Here is a 23,745-nt window from a genome sequence, read left to right on the forward strand (position 1 = left end):
GATATCAATAAAAAAACAAAGAATGACAACAATAGCGGATCCCTTATGACAACAACGACTTTACCCGCACAGCGACAGCTGTTTGGCCATCCTGTTGGCCTTTATGTCTGCTTTTTCACAGAAATGTGGGAACGTTTTGCTTTTTACGGTTTAAAAGCCCTGCTGTTTTTATACCTGACCAAACACCATTTATTTTCTGACAACGACGGTTATATCCTGCTCGGTACTTACGCTGGTTTAGCTTATGCCTTGCCTGTGGTCGGTGGTTTGCTGGCCGATAAATACCTTGGGATGCGCAAAGCTGTCACCTTTGGTGGGGTTTTAATGGCTGTTGGTATGCTGGGTATGGCTTATCGGGGTCATGCTGCTACGCCTGACATGGGCTTTGACAATGTCGCGGTGCAAATTATGTATTTATCGCTGGCTTTGGTGGCTGTGGGTGTTGGTTTTTTAAAACCTAATATCTCCACCATAGTAGGGCGCTTGTATGAAGATAATGATCCGCGCCGCGACTCAGCTTTTACCGTGTTTTATATGGGCATCAATATGGGCGCCTTTATCTCCAGCTTGTTTGTTGGCTGGGTTGGTATTGAATATGGCTGGGAATATGGTTTCGGCTCGGCCGGTATTGGCCTGATTTTAGGTTTACTGGTGTTTGTCACCCAAACTAAACATTTACAAGGCCAGGCCGAACCAGGCCGCCCAGAGCTTCTGGAAGAAAAACGTTTTGGCATTCGCCGTGAAACGCTGATTTATCTTGGCGCTTTAATTGGTGTTGTGGTGGTGCAGCAAATTCTGCAAACCCGTTTTGACTTTGGCGCTTTGGCTACCCTGTTAGGTTTGGCTGAAGGCACCGAAATTACTGCCACTGAAGTAGTGGCTATTCTGATGACCATCGCCTTACTGATCTGGTGGTTTAAGTTTATTTTTGTGCAGTGCAGCAAAGTTGAACGCGCCAATATGATAGTGCTGATGGTGCTGATTGGTATTTCCGCTGTGTTCTGGGGCTTGTACGAACAAACCTATGGCACCTGGCTGGCGTTTTCCGACCGCGTAATGAACAGCTACACCTTCAACCTGTTGGTCAGCGACTTTACGCCTAACGCTTCGCAGCTAACTTCTGTCGGCGCCTTGTTTATTTTTGCTTTGGCTATTCCTTTTGCCTGGCTCTGGCCTGTGCTGGATAAAAAAGGCTGGAACCCATCTGCCCCTGCCAAATTTGGTTTTGGTTTGTTATTTGCGGGTTTAGCGCACTTTGTATTGCAATACGCCGCACTTAACCCTGAAGCCAATGGTTTAGCCGGTTTTTGGTGGTTTATTCTGGCCTATCTGGTGCTGGAAATAGGCGAGATGGTGTTATCTCCTATAGGTTTATCTGCTGTCACTACCTTGTCGGTCAGCCGTGTGGTTAGCCTGATGATGGGTGTCTGGTTTTTAGCTTCGGCCTTTGGTGAAATGTTAGCAGGCCGTTTTGGTACCTTGGCTTCTATGCCTGCTGGTACAGACACAGGCACTGCCTTGGCTATTTACGCTGATGTATTCGCTATTCTGGGCTGGGTAGGGGTGGGTTGTGCCATCTTTATGTTTGCATTAACGCCGCTGTTGAATAAGCAAATACGCCAGGCGCAAAACGACTAACCAGTGACAGCAACCAAGGCCGGCGATCACTCCGGCCTTGGTGTTCTAGCCTCTATTCACTGCTAATCAATGGCTGCGAATCAAGGTTTGACTGCCAGTTAAACCTTTGGATTGAACTCTGAGTTTGATCACTCCGCTTTGGCCTGGTTTGGCTTTGACAATCACCAAAGCCAGGCCATTAAAAGCCGGGCGCTGGTGGGAAGCAAAAGACACTAAACTGGCAGCATCGCCATTGTCGGTGGCCACAATTTCACCAGGGCCTTCAATACTAAAACTCAGTTGCTGTTTGGCTGTGGGCACTGTGAAACCTTGTTGGTCCACTACTTTGACGGTAACAAAAGACAAATCCAGACCATCGGCTTTTATCTTTGCGCGATCCGGCGTTAAGGTTAATGCCGTTGCTTGTGCTGTGGTGGCAACTGACGCTTGCGCCCAGGCTTTGCCATTTTTATAGGCCTGCACTTTTAACTCGCCAGGCTGGTAGCGCACCTGATCCCAGCGTAAACGCGCGTCCAGCGGCTGCTTTTTCTTCCGGCCCAAAGAGACGCCATTGAGAAATAGCTCGGCCTCGTCGCCCGATGTAAACACATGCACAGGCGTCACTAAGCCCAGTCGTTCCGGCCAGTTCCAGTGCGGCAGAATATGCGCCATCGGCAAGTCAGGCCGCCACCAGGCCTGATACAAATAAAACCGATCTTTCTTAAAGCCCGCTAAATCAATCACACCAAAGTAAGAGCTGCGCGCCTGATAATAAGGCGTAGGTTCGCCTAAATAATCCCAGCCGCTCCAGATAAAACCGCCAGCCACATAAGGATGTTGTTGTAACGAAGCCAGCACCTTGTCGGCCGAAGAACCAAAAGGCGCGGTGTAAAGCTCATAAGAACTTACTTGCAACGTCGCCGGATCACCGCCTGCACCATCAGCTACAGGTGCACTATTACCTTGCGACACAGGAAATAAATACTCACCACGGGAGCTAACGGCAGCCGCATTTTCGCTACTGACAATCAGTTTATCCGGAAATGCCTTGTGAAAAGCAGGATAGAGCGGCGCTGTGCGAATGCCTTGTAAATGCGCATATTCAGGGGCGTTACGAATGCCTTCGCCCTGATAATTCAGGCTGATGCTATCCATCACTGCAGCAAAAGGCATATCAGGTTTGGCATAGTTCATCGACGCCGCAGTAGGGCGGGTGGGGTCTTCCTGTTTGGCGATATCATGCAGACGTTTGGCGACTGCGGCTCCTGCCTCTGCCGTGTATTGTTCACCGACTTCATTGCCGACACTCCACATAATCACAGATGGGTGGTTGCGATCGCGGCGGATAAAAGCACGTAAATCGGCTTCGGACCAGTCGTCAAAAATCAAATGAAAATCCAGCGGTGTTTTTTTACGTTGCCAGTTATCAAAAATTTCGTTGATCACCACAAAGCCCATTTTATCTGTCAGTTCCAGCAGCTCTGACGCTGGCGGGTTATGTGCCAGCCGAATGGCGTTAGCCCCCAGCTCTTGCAGCATCTCTAACTGACGTTGTGCTGCTCTTAGATTAAAAGCTGCACCTAAAGCACCTAAATCGTGATGCTGATTGACCCCTTGCAAATACACAGGCTCACCATTGACCAATAGCCCTTTTTTCGCGTCAAACACCAGACTGCGGATACCAAAAGGAGTGTTGTACTGATCGATCACCTTGCCATGCTGCACCAACTGCGTGACGGCCAGATAACGATGCGGTTGCTGCTTGGGTAAGGGGCCCCAAAGCCGGGGGTTTTGCAGCAGCACTGAGCCTGATACTGTGGTTTTTTTACCTGCTTCAAGCTGGAATTGCTGTGGCTGCAAGCGGACGACCGCTGTAGCGGACGGCTTATCCTCGGCGTCCAGAGTATAAAGAGCTGTGACAAGGCTCAGTTCAGCATGCTGCTGGCTGTCATTGTTTATCTCAACACTCAGGTTGACTGTGGCTTGTTGTGTTGAGACGTCAGAGGTGGTGACGCTGGTGCCCCAGTGCGCAATATGCACTGGATCTGTTTTGGTTAGCCAGACGTTGCGGTATAAACCACCACCCGGATACCAGCGTGATGAAGCCGGAGGGTTGTCGATACGAATAGCCAGCTGATTCGCAGCGCCCACTTTGACATAAGGCGTTAAATCCAGCCGCCACGAGGCATAACCATAAGGCCAGCCGCCGACCAAATGACCATTCAGCCAGACCATGGCATAAGACATAGCGCCGTCGACATCCAGAAAAATCGACTTCGCGCTATCTGCTTTATCTAATTGAAATTTATGACGATACCAGCCAACGCCAGGGCTTGGTAACCGGCCCATGCCGCCACCAACAGCCGCGTTTTCGCCCTGATAAAAGGGCCCGGCTATGGCCCAGTCGTGCGGAATAGTTACTTTTTGCCAATGGCTGTCATCAAAATCAGCCTGAACAAAAGCAAAGTCAGCACCCGGCGCTTTAGCCGCCGGGCGTTGATGATGTTGACTTGGGTTGGCAATAAAGGCATTGGCCGTGGGCAGGATCCAGGGTTTTAACACCTGCCGGTCTGCTTTCACTGCAACTGCTGCTGTAGGCTCTGCATCTGCGGCTTTACCATCTTCGTCTGAAATCAGTTCAGGGCGCAGATCATAAATCAATGCATCCGGAGTACTGCCATCCGGGTATTTATAAAAACGCCAGCCCTGGTCCAGCAGAATTTTTTCTCTGTAACTAGTTGCTGAACTCTGTGCAAGGCTGTGCTGTTTAGGCTCAGCACAAACAGCAGGCAGCGCTAATAACAATAAAAAGACTTTGAGCAGTAAAGGTATATTAGACATGGCACAGGATCCTTTGCCAGACGTCCAGAGCTTTGCAGCGCGACAGATGGACTGGTTAACTATGCGCAAACCTTAACCAAGCCCATGCCTGAGTACCAGCGGTAACAGCTTAAGATTTTTGCCTTTACTGTTACTTTTCCTGATGTTGTACCGGTAAAGCCCGGCCTGTTACACCAGCCGGAAAAGCCGGCGAATCACAAACCCGCACTTTGTAGTTATAACCCACAGCCTGAGTGGCATCCGGCGTGACCACAAGCACTTCGTAGTCGTTAATATGCACCAGATGCTCAGGCGGTGTGAGTTTACAGCTGGACGCGCCAAGGCTTTCAATATGGTAATTAAAAGAGGCCACCAGTTTATTCAGCCACAGCATAGTGGGTAGTTTAAAACCACTGTTACTCATTAAATAACCATCATCGAGAAAAACCTGAAACTCAGGGACTTTGCTGTGAGGGCCTTTTGGCTGTTGTAGTTGTGTTTCACGTTTTTTTATTTCTTCCAGTTGTTTTTGCAAAGATTCTGGAATGTTTTGCTGTTGCTGTTCGGTATTACCCCAGTCCAAAAACTCTTCAGGATGACCGCTAAAGTAGCTAAATAAAGTCAAAACTAAAATCACAGTAACGACAGGCAGGTAAACAATACGGGCCATTAAAGTCCAGACCGGAAATACTTCGTCATCCAGCAGATGTTTGGATAGCACACCCAAAGGCCGCAGCATCAACAGCAACATCACTTTGATTAAATGCAGCATGGAGTAAAACTGCAAGGTCAGCATACTGCCAATTAAGGTCCAGGCTGGAGCGAGCAATAAAGCTGCTAAGTTGACGCTATAAGGCACCACATTGGGCCTTACGCCTATCACGCCGTTGACAATGGATTCGGCATAAGCAAAAGAGAAATTCAGCACTATGGCGTAAAAAATCAGAATACAGGCTTTGCCCAGCAAGCTATGCCACCAAATCGAAAAACGTTGCCACATCTCTTTGGCTGTGGCCAACAGCAGCAGTACAGCGGCAATTTTAGCCAGTACTGAGTTGTCTGCTCCCAGCAGCAAAAACAAAAGAAAAAACACAGTGGCCAGTAAATAACAGCACTGCGCAAAATGCAGCTGCGCCAGTCGTGGGAAACGTTCGTTCCATGCTTGCATAAGTAGTTGATCCATCATGTTGTTTTTATGTCGCTATTGTTAGCATGATGCCGCTTTTTGCTCAATCCGTCGGATAAAACAATCTTGCCTGCTGTTGGCGTTAAATTCTGCGCATTGAACTAATCGAGGTTGCACCGGAGCGCTTAACATGGATAATTTGCACCGAACTTTTGCATTATAAAAACGACAACCAAGGGATCCTATGAAATCTGTCTACCTGCTCAGCGCATTGGCGCTTGCTATAAGTTTTGCCAATCAGGCCGATGAAGGCCAATGGCAACCGCATCAACTGGCTGAACTGCAACATGAATTAACCGCCAAAGGCATTGATATTCCGGGTAAACAACTGGCCGATTTAAGCCAGTACCCTATGAACGCTATTGTCAGCCTTGGCTATTGCTCCGCATCTTTTGTATCGCCAAAAGGCCTGGTGGTGACTAACCATCACTGTGCGTACAACGCGATACAGAATAATTCGACTAAAGACAATAACCTGATTGATAAAGGTTTTTTAGCTAAAACTATGGCTGAAGAGTTGCCAGCTGGGCCGCAGGAACGCTTGTATATCACCGAAGCTGTGACAGACGTAACAGCACAAATTACCGGTTCTTTGGCGGCGGGTTTATCAGGCAAGGCGCGTTATGAAGCCATAGAAGCTAACCGCAAGATGCTGATCAAAGACTGTGAAAGTGATGCAAACTACCGCTGCTCTGTGGTCAGTTTTCACCATGGTATGGAATATTTCCAAATTAAACAGCTGATGCTGCAGGACGTGCGTTTGGTCTATGCACCGTCAGAATCAGTAGGCAACTATGGCGGCGATATAGATAACTTCGAATACCCACGCCATACCGGCGATTACACTTTTATCCGTGGTTATGTTGGCAAAGACGGCAAACCAGCGCCTTATTCAGTAGATAACGTGCCTTACAGCAGCAAAAACTTCTTAAAAGTAAATGCCAGTGGTGTACGCCAGGGCGATGGCATTTTATTGGCAGGTTACCCGGGCCAGACTAGCCGCTACCGTTTAGCCGATGAAATTGCTTTTGCTGCTGATTGGCAATACCCGGCCCAGGTAAAAACTTATCAGCAAATGATCAACACCATAGACAGCTTAGGCGCGGCTGATGGCGATTTAAAAGTGAAATATGCCTCTACCGTCAAAGGCCACAATAACCGCATGAAGAAACTTCAGGGCTTATTGGACGGTTTTAAAGTAACTGACATTCAGGCTATCAAAGAAATGCAGGAAAAAGCGCTGTTGGATTGGATTAAAGCCGATGCCGCGCGCGCTCCGTACCAACAAAGCATTGATGCATTAAAGCAGGTGATAGACGCCGAACAGGCTTTTACCCAGCAAACCTATTACTTTGAAGCGGCCAAACGTAGCGATTTACTACAAGCGGCAATGCTGCTGTATCGTTTAGCGCAGGAAAACCAAAAGCCTGATGCAGAGCGGGAAATGGGCTTTCAGCAACGTGACTTAAAAATGATTGAAGGCCGTTTAGCCCGGATGGAAAAAAGCTTCCACCCAACTATGGATATCGCCATTTGGTCAGAACAGTTAGCCGAGTATTTAGCTCAGCCTGATGCGGTGCGTGTAGCCGAATTAGACGCAGCTTTAGGTTTAACTGCGGGCATGACACAAGCACAGGTTGCAGAAAAACTACAAACCTTGTACCCACAAAGCAGCTTAACCAGCACCGACGGCCGTAAAGCCTGGTTGGGTAAAACACCAGCTGATTTTGCCCAAAGTGCAGATCCATTTATTCGTATTGCAGTGGCTATTTCTGACAAAAACCTGAGTTTAGAAGCTCAGGATAAAGAACTGAAAGGCCAGTTGTCGCAAGTACGCCCAGCTTATATGCAAGCCATTATTGCCTACAACAAAGCACAGGGAAAACCAGTCTACCCGGATGCGAACAGCACCTTGCGTATCACCTATGGTTCTGTAGACGGTTATCCGGCCAAAGACGGCGTGTATAAAACGCCTTTTACTTCAGTGAAGGGCTTAATCGCCAAACGCCAGGCTGATTACCCGTTTAACGCGCCACAAAAGCTGGTGGATGCCTATCAGGCCGGTAAAACTGCAGGTTATTTTTATGCCGATTTAGCAGCACAAAGCAAAGAGCCATGGTTCTGCGGCATTTTTAACTGCCCAAAAAACGAAGTGAAAGCCTTTAACTCAGTGCCGGTGAACTTCTTATCCAGCGCCGACACCACAGGCGGCAACTCAGGTTCTGCGGTAATGAACGGCAAAGGCGAACTGGTCGGCTTAAATTTCGACTCGACTTATGAATCCATCACCAAAGACTGGTACTTCAACCCGGAAATCACCCGCGCTATTCATGTGGATATTCGCTACGTGCTGTGGATGATGCAATACGTTGATAACGCTGATAATTTATTGGCTGAGATGGAAATAGTAAGGTAATCGGTAGGGGCGGGTCTTGCCCGCCCGTCTATGGATACCGCGGTGCCCGTTGACGGGGCGGGACAAGCCACAGACCTGCAACCCTCCCATTTATCCTTCAGTCAGAAACCCACTATACCTTTACCCGTTCAATAATAAAGACAACGGACTTTTCACCGCATTACCACCACGGTTTAAAACATGGGTATAAATTTGCGTGGTTTTCACATCGCTATGGCCGAGTTGTTCTTGGACTGTTCGGATATCAATACCAGCTTCTAGTAAGTGAGTAGCACAAATTCATCGGGAATGAATTTGAACAGCCGCAGGCTGGCCCGCAGGGGAAACTACATGGATGTAGTTTCTAAATGAATGGCGCAGCGTGTGACAGGTCACATTTTTTGAGATTTTTGCCAGTTTAGCTGCCGTTTTAATAGCCCGTCTAACCGTAGTTTCATCTAAATGATGCCGACGTATTAACTTTGATTCCGGATCAAGGCTAAGCAGGCCTGACGGGAATAAATAATGCCAGCCAATCTCTTTTGGCGCTGCTGGATATTTTCGGGCCAACGCAAAAGGCAACCAGACTCCTGCATAAGAGGGGTTGTGCAGATCCGTCTGAAAATGCTGTTTTACATGTTCTATTTGTAACTTTAAAGCAGGAATAAGCTCTGGTGCCAAAGTCACACGGCGGTTTTTATTACCTTTGCCTTGCCACACCATGACAGATAAATAATCAAAATCAATATCCTGCACCCGCAGCCTAACTGCTTCCATCAAACGCAAGCCACTGCCATACATGAGCTGAGCCAATAACTTGTATTTAGGCTCAATGACTGTCAGCAACTGCTGAACTTCAACACGAGTAAGTACCACCGGCAGTTTCTGCGCTACCCGAGCCTTATTAAAATTAAGGTTCAGTGACAGTGGCCGCAAAATAATATGTCTGTATAAAAAGCTCAGTGCATTCAAAGCAGTAGCCTGAGTTTTAATAGCCACAGTACGCTGATTGGAAAGGTAAGATAAAAAACTCTCCACATCTGCATCCGAAAGCTGGTTCGGGTGTTGCTTGTGATGAAACAAAATGTAAAACCGGATCCAATACAAATAGGTTTCGACGGTACGCTTGGCATAACGCCGCGACACCATAAACTCCCTGACGTAATCCAAAAAAGGCGAGGCCATTTTCCACTCCTGAATAACTGTTTAAATAAACAGTGGTTCGGTTTGAGTAAAAAATCCACCAACTAGCGTACAGGCTGTATAGATTTTGTCGGGTATAAATTTACTGATTTCAGAAAAAGTTGTTGAAATAGAGGTACATCAGCGTTAATTTGGTATGAGTAAAAATCATGAAAGAAGGCGGAAAAATGTTCGACTTGCGGGCAGAAACCCTTCTATTAAATTGTTAGGCACTAAATGGATTTCAAGACAGCAGGTATGATTGAGCAACCAAAGAAATTTATTTCTGATACTTTGCGACCTGATTATCCGCCAATGATGCCTTTGCTTAAACGTGATTGGTCAGGGCTTGCATTCGATCGTAATTTTTATACTGATCTGGCTCCTGACTTTTTATGGGATGCGTTATTGGCGTTTGAAAATGATCTAGAAGTCGTTGTCATTTCATTCGTAGATCTTGAGTTAGATAAAAAACCTGCATTTGTTCAACCTGATCGTGAATCACTCTTGTCATATTTGGGCAGTGATTTCCGGTTTACGGCAGACCACTATGTTTTTTCTCAAAAACAGAACTGGGTTTGTAGGTTGGATCAAGATGTCACTCTTATCTCAGGTCAAACTAAGCTGATTCAACGATTAGTTGATTGTTGTGGTGGATTAGAATCGGTAATGAAAATAATGTCATGCGACTTTGATTCAGGACAAAATGATGAGTGTGGTTTGGAAAAATATTTAATAAGTTTAACGGCAGGGCTTATAAATCGTGCCTAACAATACGCAGCAATCGCTCCCGTTGGTCGCTGGGACGCCAAACCCGCTAACGCGTTTTTGTCGCCCGTGTGCTTTGTGTTAAATTCCTAGGGAAGCTATGTGCAATTGCAAAGAACAACCCGCTTTGATTGATATCAGCAACAATCACTCTGATTTCAAATCAAAGCTTGGCCAACTAGATGTTGGCAAGATGTTTTGGGGGTTGTACACATCATTATTAGTTGTGAATGAATTGGTGATGTTTTTCTATTTTTTGATTTTATGAACATTTTTGGTTGGTTCTGATTTGACGGGGCACAGGGCGAGACTTGACCCTCTAGGTGTGCGCTCGACACTTTGTAAGTTGCCTTTTGTGGTTTTGCTTCGCAAAAGGTTCCCACAAAAATTCAACTTACAAACTGCGCTTGAACCGAACGTTATGTGCCATGGAGGTAGCTATTAAACCGAACGCAGATAGTTGGCACTTGATCATTAAAAGTGCCGCGTTTCCGATATTTTTAGTTTTGTTAGCTGCATTAGCGGGCGTTCATATCGTCGAATTTGATACTTCTAAGTTTGAGCCATGGTTTGCTTGCCTTAGCTATACAGCGTTATTGCTTGCAACTTTAAGTGAAGTAAAAGAAAAACCGCAAAAGAAAAACTGGTTCATCAACCAAAACACTAAGACAGAAAAGCACACTTTTTCCATTTGGTCTTTGCGTTGGTTAAAATTGTGGGTGTTTATTTCATTAGTTGTTTTTGTTTTCTTCGTTCTTGGGGCGCTCGGCACTAATGGCAAATAACAAGCAAATTATATCGCGCGCCAGAGCGTGGACCCAAACATATGGGGCGCTTCGCTATTATGCCTCATGCGTTTACGCCTGATATTTGGGTGTTATTATTTTGGGGATAATCATTGAACTTAGGTAAATGGGATAGCGCACTATTCAAAAGCTTATTTATTTCAAGCTTAATAATCCCTGTGATTTACCTTTTTGGCGCTAATGAAATCCAAGCATCATATCTCTTTGGTTTTTTAGTCACGTTTTTACTGTATTTTGGTGTATTTCTTTTAATTTCGCTTCTTGGGTGGTTGTTAATCGGTTTTCCTACGCATTGGTTCATTTGTAGATTTACCAGCAAGGCTTATTTTTATTACGCATTAATACCTGGTTTGTTCCTTGGTATTAGTTACTTTTCTAAAGGACCTTGGTTTCTTGGTGGTATTGCTTTAGCTCAGGCTTTACTATTTCGTTATTTTGTATTTAAAATGAAAACGTAACAAGTTGCTTACTTTCGTTCCGGCCACAAAAAGCGGGCCTCGACCGGCGCTACCTGCGCTACGCAGCAGCCAATTAGTTGCGTTATAAAACAACAGGGAATATGTATCGTGGAAGTTATTGCCAAAAAAATATCAAAAAAATCACTTTTCAAACTTCTTTTTATTGGTTTTACAGTGGGACTAACTATCTTTTCTCTTTTATGTGGTATTGCAGCAACATTTGGAGCTGAGACGATTCAATGGAATGGAGTTTATCGGACTGGTATTGAAGGTCTTCTGTACAGCATTTTTATGGGGCCAGTGCTTGGGATTGTATTCTCCTGTGTAATATGGGTGGTTCTCGTTCCTGGTTTATGGATTTATTCTTTCTTCCAACCGCTTAAAGTGTCTTTTAAAAACAGTCTCAATGAGCAACCAAAAGTTGTATAACAAGTTGCTGTTGGTCGCCCCTGCGGATCTGGGACGCTCAACGCGGTGCATTGTCCGCCCCAAAGCAAATAGTTAGAGTGATGTATAACAAGTTGCTGTTGGCGCCGCAGGGACTGTCTATACGTGGCTTCGCTCTGTTTCGGTCGCTCCAAGGCAAAGCGTTATGTGAATGCATGAGTATTTAACGAAGATGCAATTAATCAAGCCCTACACCAGCCATATCGAAAATTTAATGAAATGGTTTTCTTGTGAACAAGAACTAAAAGATTGGACTGGGCCTAACTTTAGGTATCCTTACGATTTAGCTTCATTTAGTGCTGATCTTAATTTGGATTCATTGAACGCATTCTCGCTAGTCGATGATAAATCTAATCTGTTAGCATTTGGTCAATATTATTTGCGGTTAAATAGGTGTCATTTAGCCCGGCTGATAGTAAATCCCAATTTTCGAGGAAAAGGGATCGCCAAAGAGTTAATGATGAGGCTTAGTGAATTGGGTACTGCCGAACTAAAAGTTAATACTTGTTCATTGTTTGTTCTCAAGCACAACAAATCTGCCATTAAAGCTTACGAAAAATTTGGATTTTCAGAGAGTGATTATCCTGATAAGTTACCAATAGATAATTGTAAGTATATGATTAAAGGTTAAATTCACATAAAAAGGCCAGTCAGCAACGGCCACTGTGTGGCCTGGGCTTCAAACCCGTTGCGCGTATTTTTCTACTGCTTTGGGCGTTGCAACACCGGGCCTTTGTACTTTGCCTCAGATCCTTAATGCTCCCGTAGGTGCATCGTCAATGCAGATGTGATGCATTTGACCGTCTTTTTATATGTTATATGGAATTGTTTTGATGAATACCCTTTTAACTCTGTTGTGGAATATTGGTGCAGCAATCTTTTGGTGTGGCTTAGTGTTGTTTTTGGCAATTTGGGGTCTTGGTTCACTGCTCATCAGTGGTTGTTCATTTGATGAGTATGCGGAATTATATTCTCCGGATAAAAAGATGCGAGCTGTTGTTGTGAATGCGGACTGTGGAGCCACAACAAACTGGCAAACTCAAATTTTTGTCGAAAAATCAGATGGAACTAAAAGCACAGATAATGTGATTCGGCTTGATGGTCATCCAAAAGATTTGGATTATTCCATGCAGTGGCTGAAAAATGATCAGCTGCTTATCTCTGATTTTGATTTTGACAAAATGCTTGAAGTGAAAAGACAAAGTTGGGGGCCTGACTTTGTCGAGATAAGTTTCAAAGTAAAAGGCAGTGAAGGCTAAGCGTGCTGCACAGGGATGGTGAGTGAAACCTGAGCTCAGGATAAAGAGCGCGGCAGACGAAAGTAGTGTTGGTTTGTGGCATTGCAGTGCCGCAGTGCAGTTTGGTCTGGGCTTTTTGTTGCCCACTTTGACGGTTTCTAAAAGGATTTTTACTTATGAGAATATTTCTGGTTCATGTTCTTTTGTTCAGTGCTGGTGCTTTTGCAATAGATTCAGAGCACTGTGATAGCGGTTATCCTATTGCGGCGGCGAGGCAAGGTATAGAAGGTTTTGTTCAATTAGGATTTGATATCAGTACCGAAGGCAAGCCGGTCAATATTAAGGTGATAAAGTCAGAACCTGCAGGGGTTTTTGATGAACCAGCTAAGTGTGCCTTGTCAAAATGGCAGTACTCGCCAAAGATCGAAAATGGCGTCGCAGTAACAGAAATTGGAGTGAAAGTACAATTGGATTGGGATTTGAACTAGGCAGTGTTGAGGTTGTAAGAGTGCTGTTGTGGCAGTCTGGCCGGTTTTTATTCAAAGCCATCCGAGAGCAGTCACGTTATTCCTGACAAACAAGTGCTGATGCTGCAGAAAAGCAGGCTTGGCTTGATAAGGGCACATATGCTCGGCGTTTTTTCACTGCAATTACTGCCATGGCCCGGTGTAAAAAGACCGCCTGGACAGTTTATGGCGTATAAAATTTAGGTTATTGCTGACTTAGTTCAGCCGAAGGATAGGTAATGAGAAAATGGATGATCTCAGGTGTCTTTGTCGTCCTTTTCATTGTGCTGGCGCGGCAACCAAACATCGAGTTGACTGAACAGGGAAGAGTGATCTCATACAAGGGGTTAGTTCAACCTACCAGCTATGTTGAGGTGGAGAGCCATAGCTGCACCGCGGACAAACTGGTCCGTGTGGAGCATCCTTATATTGAAAATACACTACCTGCAATAGCCCGGGCATTTGAGCTGGGGGCTGATACCATCCATCTGAATGTGCAAGTGACTGCGGATAATAAACTGGCCATTTTCCATGACTGGACTTTGGATTGTCGCACCGATGGTCAAGGGGTTACCTCCGAACAACGCATGGACTATCTGAAAACACTGGACCTTGGCTATGGTTATCGTATTGTCGGTTCCGAGCTGTATCCGTTTCGGGGTAAAGGTGTTGGATTGATGGTCTCATTGTCCGAAGTGATGCGGCACTTTCCGGAAAAAGACTTTCTAATCAATATGAAAACTAAACAGCCAAGAGCTATTAAAGTCTTAGTTGGCTATCTGGCTGGATTAACTAGCGCTGAGCTGGGCAGGCTTAGTTTTATCGGTGATCAGCAGATCAATGATGCGATATCTGCACAATTTTCTGTACCCAAAGTTTATTCGCAGCAGATAGCGAAGCAATGTTTACTGGACTATCTGCTTTTTGGCTGGACCAGGCTTTATCCTGACTCTTGCCGCCATAAAACTATTATTCTTCCCGAAAAATATGGGAAATATTTGTGGGGTTGGCCTGAACAGTTTGCTGCCAGGGCTCAGGCTAATCAAAGCCAGGTCTATCTTTACCAGACCTCAGAACCTTACAAAACAAGCTCTGATTTACGTAACAAAGGGATTGGACTTTTTACGGGGGATTTAGCCAGCGTAATGAGGGCTAAGAACTAATTACCCTGATCTCGGGATAAGCCGCGCCACTGAATCGACATCTTTGTGCGTCTCGCTGCGTTGCTCTATTCAGCCAATTAGATAGAGCGCCTTGAGTCTCAAAAAATTTGTATACTCAGTCAGCCAAGGCTGCATATAGTCAGAATTAAAAAGTTAAATCGACGAAGGTCGACGCTCATTAGTCCGTGCTCAGGTTTATCAGATAAGACGAAGCGCCACATTCAGCAGTCATTGAGTGTGTTGAGTCATCTCTGCTTTATCACAGCAGGGTGCTTCAGTTTTTTTGCAATTCCACAGATAATCCTTACCTGCTTCTGTTGGTACATCAATCAAAGAGCTGCTGGAAAAAGAGAGTTGGGGCAGGTTTTTGTTTGTGTGTTTTAGTGGTGCTTTGATCTGTGCCTGTTGGTAGAAGGGATTGGAGTTTGTCGAATTGTCACTGGCTTGATAAAGCTTAAAGGCTGTGACTGCAGGCAAAGGCGATGCACTGCGCAGGCGTAAATTACCACCTAAGCGTGAGTGGATTTTTAGCCTACAGACTTGTCCGTTATGCCAGCTCATATCCAAAACAAAACCACCGCGCATCATCAGGCCTGTGACTCTGCCATTGGGCCATTCCTGTGGTAAAGCCGGCAGCAGATGCACAGCGCCATCATGGCTTTGCGCCAGCATTTCAGCCAAACCTGAGGTGAAGCCAAAATTACCGTCAATCTGAAAGGGTGGATGCGCGTCAAACATATTGGGATAAGTACCGCCACTTTCGGAAATCTTGCCATCTGCAGTCAGGGCAGGTTTGATTTGTTCACGCATCAGTTTAAAGGCCCGGTCACCATCCAAAAGGCGGGCCCACAGATTGATTTTCCAGTTCATCGACCAACCTGTGGACGGGTCGCCGCGCTGCTCCATTGTCACTTTGGCCGCGTTAAATAATTCAGGCGAGCGCAACGGTGATATCTGATTACCAGGATAAAGCCCATACAAGTGCGAAATATGTCGATGTTTATCTTGCGGATCGTCCCAATCCTGTAGCCATTCCTGTAATTGATGGTGTTGTCCTATTTGCATAGGCGGCAGGCGGGATAGGATCTGCTGCCAGCCCGGGAGCAGATTTTGGTCTTGGTTGAGAATAGTGGCGGCAGCCAGGGTGTTGGAAAACAAGTCGAATAACAGCTGGTTATCCATAGTCACCCCAGCAGCGATTTTCGTGCCTGTTGCTTTAGGGGCATTTTCCGGTGACATGGAAGGGGACACAATCAGCCATTGTTTATCCGGCGATTCAATTAAAAAGTCTTCAAAAAACTGCACTGCAGCTTTCATCACAGGGTAGACCTCAGCCAAATAGGTTTTGTCGCCGCTGTATAAGTACTTTTGCCATAGATGCTGGCTTAACCAGGCGTTGCTGGTAGGCCAGGAACCCCAGCTGTAATCGACCCCTCCTGTGATACGCCAGATATCAGTGTTGTGATGCGCCATCCAACCACGGGCGCCATACATGGTTTTAGCGCTTTGCTGCCCTGTGACTGCAAGTTCTTTAATCATCTGGATAAAAGGCTGGTGTAGCTCTGTCAGTTGGGTGACTTCCGCCGGCCAGTAATTCATTTGTGCATTGATATTTAGAGTGTATTTGCTATCCCATGGCGGGTCTTGTCTATGATTCCATAAGCCCTGTAAATTGGCCGGTTGACCACCGGGTTGTGAGGACGAAATCAGTAAATAACGGCCAAACTGAAAATACAGACTGGCCAGCTCCGGGTCGTGCCGCTGTGCGAATAAACGGATACGCTGGTCCGTCGGCTCTGCGCTAAACTCGCTATGGCCCAGATCTAAAGTCACCCGGTCAAAATAGTGTTTATAAACCTTGCTATGGGCTAGTTTGCGGGCTGGATACTGCTGGTGCTGAAACTGTTGCTGCGCTTTGGCCAAATACTCTTGTGCACGGGAAAGCGCATTGGCGCTGATATCCTGATAGCTGACAAAGTTGGTTGCCATGGACAGAAGCAGCAGCACTGAATCGGCGTTTTGAACTTCTAATTGCTGATTGGTTTGGCTTAGGTGACCACCGCTATGTTGTGCATAAAGCAGTGAGGCTAATTGCAGCTGGCCTTTGATGCCTTCGTGATCATTAGCCTGTACCTGCATTAACACTGTATTGGCGTTTTGCTGTGAAAAAACCGCCTTGGACGGATGGGACAAATAAGCTTTAAAGCTGAGCTTACCAGGTTTGCTGGCAGTTAATTTCACCACCACCACCTGATCGGCCAATGAGGTAAAAACTTCGCGGCTGTAGACCACATCTGCCACCTGATAGCGAGTGGTGGCGACTGCGTTTGCCAGATCCAAATCGCGGTAATAATTCTGATACTGCGTATGAGCAGGAAACTCTAAGTGTAAGTTGCCTGCGCTTTGATAAGGCATGCCGTTAGCGCCCTGGCTGGTGATACTTTTGGCCGCCAGCGCTTCAGCACCGGCATAGTCGCCAGTGGTTATTAAACGGCGGATCTCAGGCAGTGATGAAAGTGCCGCTGTATTAATGTTGTTATGTGGGCCACCCGCCCAAAAGGTGTTTTCATTCAGCTGAATGGTTTCATCTGCTGGCTTGCCATAGACCATGGCACCTAAGCGGCCATTGCCCAAGGGCAGCGCTTCTTCCCATAAAGCAGCGGGTTGACTGTACCAAAGCTTTAAAGCTGTTGTGGCAGGCTCTGCGGAGCTGGCGAGGGCGATACAGCTGACCAGACTCACTACACTCAATGCACCTCTGAAGCTTAGTAAAGAAAATTGCACAGTTTTGCTCATCACAGTCCGGCCCCTGAAATTCTGTTGGTACAGTCAAGTTGTGGGTATCAGGTTTAACCGCTTGATTTTGATGTGTATATAGTTTTAATCGTTAATTTAGTTAAGATTTTTTGTCGCTCTGAGCAAGGGCAGGCAGCCCTCGTACTGTGCCTGCGGTCTGTCGTGTATGGCATTCAGCGACAGCTACTCTTTGTGCTAAGATGCCGGCGTTTTTTAGCTGAGCCTTTGAATCAGGAGTTGTTGTGTCAGCATTATCATCTTTATACCCACAGCCTTTATGGCAATGGTTCGCGCAAATTTGTGCCATTCCACATCCGTCGAAACACGAGCAGGCGTTAAGCCTGCATATTCAACACTGGGCGCGTGACAAAGGCTTGACTGTTGTTGAAGACAAAGTGGGCAACCTGATCATTAAAAAGCCTGCAACACCAGGTTTTGAAAAGCGTAAAGTGGTAGTGATCCAGGCGCACCTGGATATGGTGCCGCAAAAAAATGCCGACAAAGTTCATGATTTCGCTACTGATCCTATCGAAGCTTATGTTGATGGCGACTGGGTTAAAGCCCGCGGTACTACCCTTGGTGCCGACAACGGCATAGGTATGGCGTCGGCTTTAGCTATTTTAGGCAGCGACGATATTCAGCATGGCCCGTTAGAAGTTTTGCTAACGGTAGACGAAGAAGCTGGGATGACAGGTGCTTTTGGTGTGGAATCTGGCATGCTGGATGCTGAGATTCTGATCAATACCGACTCTGAGCAGGAAGGCGAAATTTATATGGGCTGCGCCGGTGGCGTGGACGCTGAATTTACAGTGCCAGTACAATGGCAAGCTGCAGCCACTGGCGTGATCGCTGTTGATTTAAGTCTAACAGGCTTAAAAGGCGGCCACTCTGGTGTGAATATTCACTTGGGCCGCGGTAATGCCAACAAACTTTTGGCACGTTTTTTAGCTGACCATGCAGTAGGGTTAGAGCTTGCTATCGCAGGTTTTAACGGTGGTTCGCTGCGTAATGCCATACCTCGGGAAGCGACTGTAAGTCTGACTGTTCCTGCAGCTAAGTTAAGCCAGTTACAACAGGCTGTGGCAGAGTTTGAAGCCTTGCTGCAGTTTGAATTAGCCGCTGTTGAGCCAGCATTAAAACTGAGTCTGGCTGAGGTGGTTACCCCAATTCAAGTACTGACAGCAGCAACGCAACATACCCTGATCCACTTACTGAATCTTTGCCCTAACGGCGTGATGCGGATGAGTGATGAAGTGGCAGGCGTGACTGAAACTTCACTGAATATGGGCGTGATCAGCACTAAAGATCAGAGTATTTCTGTGCTTTGTTTAATCCGCTCTTTAATTGACAGCGGCCGTGAGCAAGTGGAAAGCATGTTAACTTCACTGGCGCAGTTATCAGGCGCAGCAGTCAAATTCAGCGGTGCTTATCCTGGCTGGAAACCCAACCCGGATTCAGCAGTGATGGCGATAGTGCGTAATACCTATCAGGATATTTATCACAAAGAGCCTGTCATTATGGTGATCCACGCTGGTTTAGAATGTGGTTTGTTTAAAAAGCCTTATCCGGATATGGATATGGTATCGATAGGCCCGACTATCCGCTTCCCGCATGGTCCGGATGAAATGGTGAATATCACTACTGTAGGTCAGTACTGGGAATTATTGCTGGCGGTGCTGGAGCGTATTCCTGAGCGAGCTTAAGTCAGCCAATCAGTGATCAGAATAAAGGCCCCGATTTCGGGGCTTTTTTCTGTCTATAATCTGACTCAGTTACTAAGTTATGGTACTTTTTGTTTTTAATAAGTAACCAGCACTCGGGATAAACCACGCCACCGAACGAGCATCTTTTTACGCCTTCCAGCCCCTGTCAGGTTTTTGCCACGGCTTTGGTATTTACTGTTGCGTTTGCTGGAGCTATGGAGTTTCCTCTTATCACAACCCGTTTGCTCAGCTGTTTAGTGTAAATCAGAATCGATCTTCACTTTAAAGCCGAATATACAGTGGATAAACAAAAGTTATTATCTGCGGGTATCAGCCTTAGATGAACCCATGGATAGATAGAGTTGAGAACAAAATGATTTCAAGATTAGATACAGAGAGATTAATTCTCCGGCCTTTTAAAGCTGAAGATGCACCAAGAGTTCAGCTGCTGGCCGGTGAAAAAGTTATTGCTGATATGACAGAAAACATACCTCATCCTTATCTGGATACTATGGCGGAGGAATGGATTGGCTTGCATGAAAACTGGTATAAAAACAGAACTGCGGTTGTGTTTGCTATTGTAGTTCGGGAAACCGGCGAACTTATAGGCGCTGTCAGTATTACGCAAGTCTCAGGGCAGGCAGGGAATCTGGGATATTGGATAGGACTGCCTTATTGGGGGCAGGGCTATTGCACTGAAGCCTCTATGCGGATCCTTGAGTTCGGTTTTAATCACTACGCTTTGTCTCGTATTGATGCAAGGCACCTTGCCGAAAACCCTGCCTCAGGCAGAGTGATCACCAAAAGTGGCTTTCAGTATGTAAGGGATGATGTTAGTGCTGAACGTGCTGTCAAACACTACAGGCTTGAAAGAGAAGAGTGGCAGAGCCTTATTGAGGCTACCGCGAACAGCTGATTATCAGGGCAGGCAAACATCGATGGAGCCATACTGCTGTAACAGGTCTATTACAGCCCGGATTGTTATCATTAGTGCTCTGATACTTTTGGTAAAGTAAAAGCTACTTTTGGCCTAATGGGGAGCATATTTTGTGTTTACATTCTGGCGCGGATGCGCCGTGACCTTTTTCCAAAGTTTAAGGACAAACAATGCAGGTATCGCTAGAGCAAATTACTAAAGAAAATTATGAAGCTGTGTGTGATCTCGATGTGACAGAAGATCAGCTGGATTATGTGGCCAGTAACATGTGGTCACTGGTCGAGGCTATGTTCAACGAGGGTTATGAAACCCGAGCCATCTGTGTGCATCAGAGGCCTGTTGGTTTTTTGATGTGGGTAAAAGAGTCCAGAGAAAAAGTGTCAATTTGGCGCTTTATGGTGGATCAACAACATCAACAACAAGGCATAGGCCGGATTGCATTACAGCTTGCACTGGAGCAGATAAAACAAAGTCCGGGCCTGCAGCAAATTGAAATTTGTTATAACCCCAAAAACCCGGTAGCCAGGGATTTTTATGCCAGCTTTGGTTTTGTTGAGGTAGGCATGGATGAAGAAGGCGAGGATATGTTAGCTGTGATTCAGTTGTAGCTAAGGAACGCATGCAGTCAAACTAAGGTTATTGCTTCTTTGCTGAACAGTTAAATCTCAAAGTGTCTGGTACGGCAACGCACCGACGTTTTAGCCAGTATACCCCAGACTGGCAGTACCTCGGAATCCGCTTTGGACCAGTGTAGTGTTAGTTTTTATCACAATTTCTATTGATCCAGTTCAACCAGGCAAATTAGCTAACAGGCTATGGTGACTGTTGTGGCAGCCTTATAGCTATCTGCGTTTTTCACAACCTAGTTGTCAGGCAGGAGCGCACAAAAATCCATAACTCTGACACTTTAGAGTGCAACACAAGGCAGGGAAAATAATGCAAACTTCAGAATTGGATAAGCAGAAAACCAGTTGGCATACTCAGCCTGGTGAGTCGTCGCTGGCTGAATTGAACAGCTCTACTTCAGGTTTGGAGGCGCAAGAGGCGTAAGCCCGTCTTGGAAAAAATGGCCCTAATCGCTTACCTGAAGCGGCAAAACGCAATGTATTGATGAGTTTCCTGCTGTATTTCCACAATATTCTCATTTACGTTTTGCTTGGTTCTGTCTTTATTACCGCTGTGCTGGGGCATTGGATAGATACCGGAGTTATTCTGGCGGTTGTGGTTGCGAATGCCATTATGGGCTTTGTTCAGGAAGGTAAAGCAGAAAAAGCAATGGATGCAATTCGTCAGATGCTTGCGCCTCGGGCCAATGTCATTCGGGGTGGTGAGCGTGCCGGTATTAAGGCTGAAAAGCTGGTGCCAGGTGACATAGTACTGCTTGAGGCTGGCGATAAGGTACTTGCCGATTTACGTTTGCTCAGTGTCCATGGCCTGTCAGTACAGGAAGCTATTCTGACAGGTGAGTCTGTGCCTGTGCAAAAGCAGGCAAAAGCTGTAGCAGCGGATGCTACTCTTGGTGATCGTCTCTGTATGGCATTTTCCGGAACTCTGGTTGTTGCTGGTCAGGGCAAGGGAGTTGTAGTCGCCACTGCTGGAAATACAGAGATAGGGCGGATCAGTCACCTTTTATCGGAAGTAGAAACCCTGAGCACTCCTTTGGTCAAACAAATGAGTGTCTTTGCAACCTGGCTGACGGCGCTGATCCTTTGTATTGCGGCGCTTTTGCTACTCTATGGTTGTTTTGTGACCAACACTGCCTTCGCTGATTTGTTTATAGCTGTGATCGGCTTGTCTGTTGCCGCTATTCCTGAAGGTTTAGCCGCCATACTGACTATTACTCTGGCCGTTGGTGTGCAGGCTATGGCTAAACGACAGGTGATAGTACAACGACTGCCAGCCATCGAAACCCTCGGGGCTGTTTCGGTGATGTGTTCAGATAAAACCGGAACTTTAACCCGCAATAAAATGGTGGTGACTTCAGTCCTGATTTCGGAGCTCTTGTTTAGTCTGCAAGGTGAAGGTTATGCACCTGAAGGTCTGCTGTCGCTGGGCGACAGCCATGTGTCCCCTGCTGACTATGGGGTATTGGGTAAACTGGCCCAGGCGGCCGCACTGTGTAATGTCAATCTGAAAAAAGTGATTAGCTGGACGCTGCCGACCAATGCAGGTGAAGTCATGGTGATTATTGTGGCTTTACTTTTAGGTATTGCTTTGCCGATCACGCCGGTACAGATCCTGTGGATCAATCTTATTACCGCCATTACTTTGGGCATTGCATTAGCTTTCGAACCCACTGAAGATCATACCATGCGCCGGCCGCCCCGTCCGGCAGTGAGCCTTTGTTAGGCGGTAAACTGATATGGCATATCATTTTTGTCTCATTGCTGTTCTTAGCTGGCGTTTAGGGTATTTATTATTTCGCCATAGAAAGAGGTTACTCTGTGGAGCTTGCCCGTACCTTAGCGCTTAACACCCTGGTTGCTATGGAGATTTTTCATCTGTTTTTTATCAGAAATATCTATGGCACTTCGTTGACCTGGAAAGCAATACGTGGCACAAAAGTGGTATGAATAGCGGTTGTTGCCGTGACAGCAGCGCAGTTTGCTATTACCTATCTGCCAGCACTGCAAACTGTGTTTGCCACAGAGGCAGTGCCGTTTTTGGATGGCATATTGATATTTGCTATAGGTGTAGCCTTGTTTGCTATTGTGGAGACGGAAAAGCAGATCCGTGTGGCTATTCGTCGCAAGTTAAACACTCACTGACAGCTTAGCTATCCGATGCCGAGGTCTCGAACCGAGATGCTTAGCACGATAATAAATGGAGTAACTATGGATAATAACTATGGATAATAACTATGGAGAAAAACTATGGATAACGATAAAGAGTTAAAGGGACTTGGTGGCTGGCTTATTTTGGTTGCGATAGGAGTTATCTTAGCGCCAGTCAGGTTATTGGTTACTTATATTCCAATGTATACCCAGATATTTAGCGATGGAACCTGGGAGAGGTTAACGACTGTTGGCTCCGATATGTACCTGCCACTCTGGGGGGCGTTTCTAATGGGAGAGCTTTTATACAATTCTTTGATTGTGCTGGCCTCCTTGTATCTGATTTATTTATTCTTTTCAAAGCATTACTTATTTCCCCGTTTTTACATTGCCTTGATGATCGTGTCTTTGGTGTTTATTCCTATTGATGCCTGGTTGCTGACACAAGTGTTGCCAAATGAAAAAATGTTTGACCCGGAAACAACAAAAGAATTTGTGCGACTTTTGATTGCTGCTCTTATTTGGATCCCGTATATGCTCGTTTCAAAAAGAGTTAAAGCAACCTTTGTAGAGCATAGACCTGCGCTGCCTGTGTCACAAAATGCCGCCTTTTAATCTGTTGGTGCAGATAGGTTAACATGATGAAGCTTAGTAAAAAAATTGAACTGATAAGCTTTTGTGGGTTGCTAAGCATTGGCCTCTTTATGCTGTGGTATTTTCCGGCTCACTCAAAAGCTGGCTGGTATGCGATAGTGCTGGGGGTTGCCTTTGGCTTATTTCCAGGGCCGCAATTAAAAGCAAAGTTTGAACCCACTCACGAAAAAACAACACAACAGCGACAAGATTCTATTGCGGCGCGGCAACACTTATTCAGTTGGTGGGCGTCGCCATTTCCCTGGGGACTGGCTGTTTTAGTGCTGGCCCTGGTGTTTGCCTTCACAGCATAACT

The 23,745-nt window shown here is 46.1% G+C and carries 20 protein-coding genes and 1 pseudogene; 17 read left to right on the forward strand and 4 right to left on the reverse strand.

The annotated features are described in order from the left end of the window. The first annotated feature begins 45 nt into the window (after positions 1-45). Positions 46-1,638, forward strand: coding sequence for a peptide MFS transporter (locus EMM73_RS14830; RefSeq protein ID WP_127687585.1), 1,593 nt, complete (start codon positions 46-48; stop codon positions 1,636-1,638). 66 nt (positions 1,639-1,704) lie between these two features. Here EMM73_RS14830 and galB read toward each other — a convergent pair whose 3' ends face one another. Then, positions 1,705-4,458 carry a beta-galactosidase GalB gene (gene galB, locus EMM73_RS14835; protein WP_127687586.1) on the reverse strand — a complete coding sequence of 918 codons (2,754 nt, stop codon included), beginning with the start codon at positions 4,456-4,458 and terminating at the stop codon, positions 1,705-1,707. 130 nt (positions 4,459-4,588) lie between these two features. Then, positions 4,589-5,605, reverse strand: coding sequence for a hypothetical protein (locus EMM73_RS14840; RefSeq protein WP_127687587.1), 1,017 nt, complete (start codon positions 5,603-5,605; stop codon positions 4,589-4,591). A gap of 202 nt (positions 5,606-5,807) precedes the next feature. Here EMM73_RS14840 and EMM73_RS14845 point away from each other — a divergent pair, with 202 nt between their 5' ends. Continuing rightward, on the forward strand, positions 5,808-8,039 hold the full coding sequence (locus EMM73_RS14845) for a S46 family peptidase (RefSeq protein ID WP_127687588.1): 2,232 nt from the start codon (positions 5,808-5,810) through the stop codon (positions 8,037-8,039). Positions 8,040-8,159: 120 nt separating this feature from the next. On the opposite strand, the pseudogene EMM73_RS14850 reads toward EMM73_RS14845, so the two are convergent. Continuing rightward, a pseudogene (locus EMM73_RS14850) lies at positions 8,160-9,203 on the reverse strand (integron integrase). 234 nt (positions 9,204-9,437) lie between these two features. On the opposite strand from EMM73_RS14850, the gene EMM73_RS14855 reads away from it, so the two are divergent. The 8 genes from EMM73_RS14855 (at position 9,438) to EMM73_RS14895 (ending at position 14,586) form a co-directional block, all read left to right on the forward strand. Further along, positions 9,438-9,971, forward strand: a complete 534-nt coding sequence (locus tag EMM73_RS14855) for a hypothetical protein (RefSeq protein WP_127687589.1) — start codon at positions 9,438-9,440, stop codon at positions 9,969-9,971. A 425-nt stretch (positions 9,972-10,396) separates the two neighbouring features. Beyond that, complete coding sequence (locus EMM73_RS14865) at positions 10,397-10,753, forward strand: hypothetical protein (protein WP_127687590.1); 357 nt, start codon at positions 10,397-10,399, stop codon at positions 10,751-10,753. A 113-nt stretch (positions 10,754-10,866) separates the two neighbouring features. Then, positions 10,867-11,232 (forward strand): hypothetical protein, encoded by a 366-nt coding sequence (locus EMM73_RS14870; RefSeq protein ID WP_127687591.1) that lies wholly within the window; start codon positions 10,867-10,869, stop codon positions 11,230-11,232. A gap of 108 nt (positions 11,233-11,340) precedes the next feature. Continuing rightward, positions 11,341-11,661 carry a hypothetical protein gene (locus EMM73_RS14875; RefSeq protein WP_127687592.1) on the forward strand — a complete coding sequence of 107 codons (321 nt, stop codon included), beginning with the start codon at positions 11,341-11,343 and terminating at the stop codon, positions 11,659-11,661. A gap of 169 nt (positions 11,662-11,830) precedes the next feature. Continuing rightward, complete coding sequence (locus EMM73_RS14880; protein ID WP_222422675.1) at positions 11,831-12,310, forward strand: GNAT family N-acetyltransferase; 480 nt, start codon at positions 11,831-11,833, stop codon at positions 12,308-12,310. A 202-nt stretch (positions 12,311-12,512) separates the two neighbouring features. After that, positions 12,513-12,938 carry a hypothetical protein gene (locus EMM73_RS14885; protein ID WP_127687593.1) on the forward strand — a complete coding sequence of 142 codons (426 nt, stop codon included), beginning with the start codon at positions 12,513-12,515 and terminating at the stop codon, positions 12,936-12,938. A gap of 155 nt (positions 12,939-13,093) precedes the next feature. After that, complete coding sequence (locus EMM73_RS14890; RefSeq protein ID WP_127687594.1) at positions 13,094-13,405, forward strand: energy transducer TonB; 312 nt, start codon at positions 13,094-13,096, stop codon at positions 13,403-13,405. Between the two features lie 257 nt (positions 13,406-13,662). Continuing rightward, a complete protein-coding gene (locus tag EMM73_RS14895; RefSeq protein WP_127687595.1) occupies positions 13,663-14,586 on the forward strand; it encodes a glycerophosphodiester phosphodiesterase family protein in 924 nt (307 codons plus the stop codon). A 228-nt stretch (positions 14,587-14,814) separates the two neighbouring features. Here EMM73_RS14895 and EMM73_RS14900 read toward each other — a convergent pair whose 3' ends face one another. Further along, a complete protein-coding gene (locus EMM73_RS14900; RefSeq protein WP_127687596.1) occupies positions 14,815-17,382 on the reverse strand; it encodes a glycoside hydrolase family 95 protein in 2,568 nt (855 codons plus the stop codon). A gap of 242 nt (positions 17,383-17,624) precedes the next feature. Here EMM73_RS14900 and EMM73_RS14905 point away from each other — a divergent pair, with 242 nt between their 5' ends. The 7 genes from EMM73_RS14905 (at position 17,625) to EMM73_RS14930 (ending at position 23,743) form a co-directional block, all read left to right on the forward strand. Beyond that, positions 17,625-19,085 (forward strand): aminoacyl-histidine dipeptidase, encoded by a 1,461-nt coding sequence (locus tag EMM73_RS14905; protein WP_127687597.1) that lies wholly within the window; start codon positions 17,625-17,627, stop codon positions 19,083-19,085. A 373-nt stretch (positions 19,086-19,458) separates the two neighbouring features. Beyond that, positions 19,459-20,001, forward strand: a complete 543-nt coding sequence (locus tag EMM73_RS14910) for a GNAT family N-acetyltransferase (protein WP_127687598.1) — start codon at positions 19,459-19,461, stop codon at positions 19,999-20,001. Positions 20,002-20,192: 191 nt separating this feature from the next. Beyond that, positions 20,193-20,630 (forward strand): GNAT family N-acetyltransferase, encoded by a 438-nt coding sequence (locus tag EMM73_RS14915; protein WP_127687599.1) that lies wholly within the window; start codon positions 20,193-20,195, stop codon positions 20,628-20,630. A 502-nt stretch (positions 20,631-21,132) separates the two neighbouring features. Further along, on the forward strand, positions 21,133-22,371 hold the full coding sequence (locus tag EMM73_RS14920) for an HAD-IC family P-type ATPase (RefSeq protein ID WP_261373449.1): 1,239 nt from the start codon (positions 21,133-21,135) through the stop codon (positions 22,369-22,371). Between the two features lie 224 nt (positions 22,372-22,595). Further along, on the forward strand, positions 22,596-22,790 hold the full coding sequence (locus EMM73_RS20385) for a cation transporting ATPase C-terminal domain-containing protein (protein WP_409994311.1): 195 nt from the start codon (positions 22,596-22,598) through the stop codon (positions 22,788-22,790). A gap of 105 nt (positions 22,791-22,895) precedes the next feature. Further along, positions 22,896-23,411, forward strand: coding sequence for a DUF2569 domain-containing protein (locus tag EMM73_RS14925; RefSeq protein WP_127687600.1), 516 nt, complete (start codon positions 22,896-22,898; stop codon positions 23,409-23,411). Between the two features lie 26 nt (positions 23,412-23,437). Next, the gene (locus tag EMM73_RS14930; protein WP_127687601.1) at positions 23,438-23,743 is read left to right on the forward strand and encodes a hypothetical protein; all 306 of its coding nucleotides are present in this window, start codon (positions 23,438-23,440) and stop codon (positions 23,741-23,743) included. Positions 23,744-23,745: the final 2 nt, after the last annotated feature.

Origin of the sequence: Rheinheimera sediminis (assembly GCF_004005375.1) — a bacterium.
Lineage (GTDB): Bacteria > Pseudomonadota > Gammaproteobacteria > Enterobacterales > Alteromonadaceae > Pararheinheimera.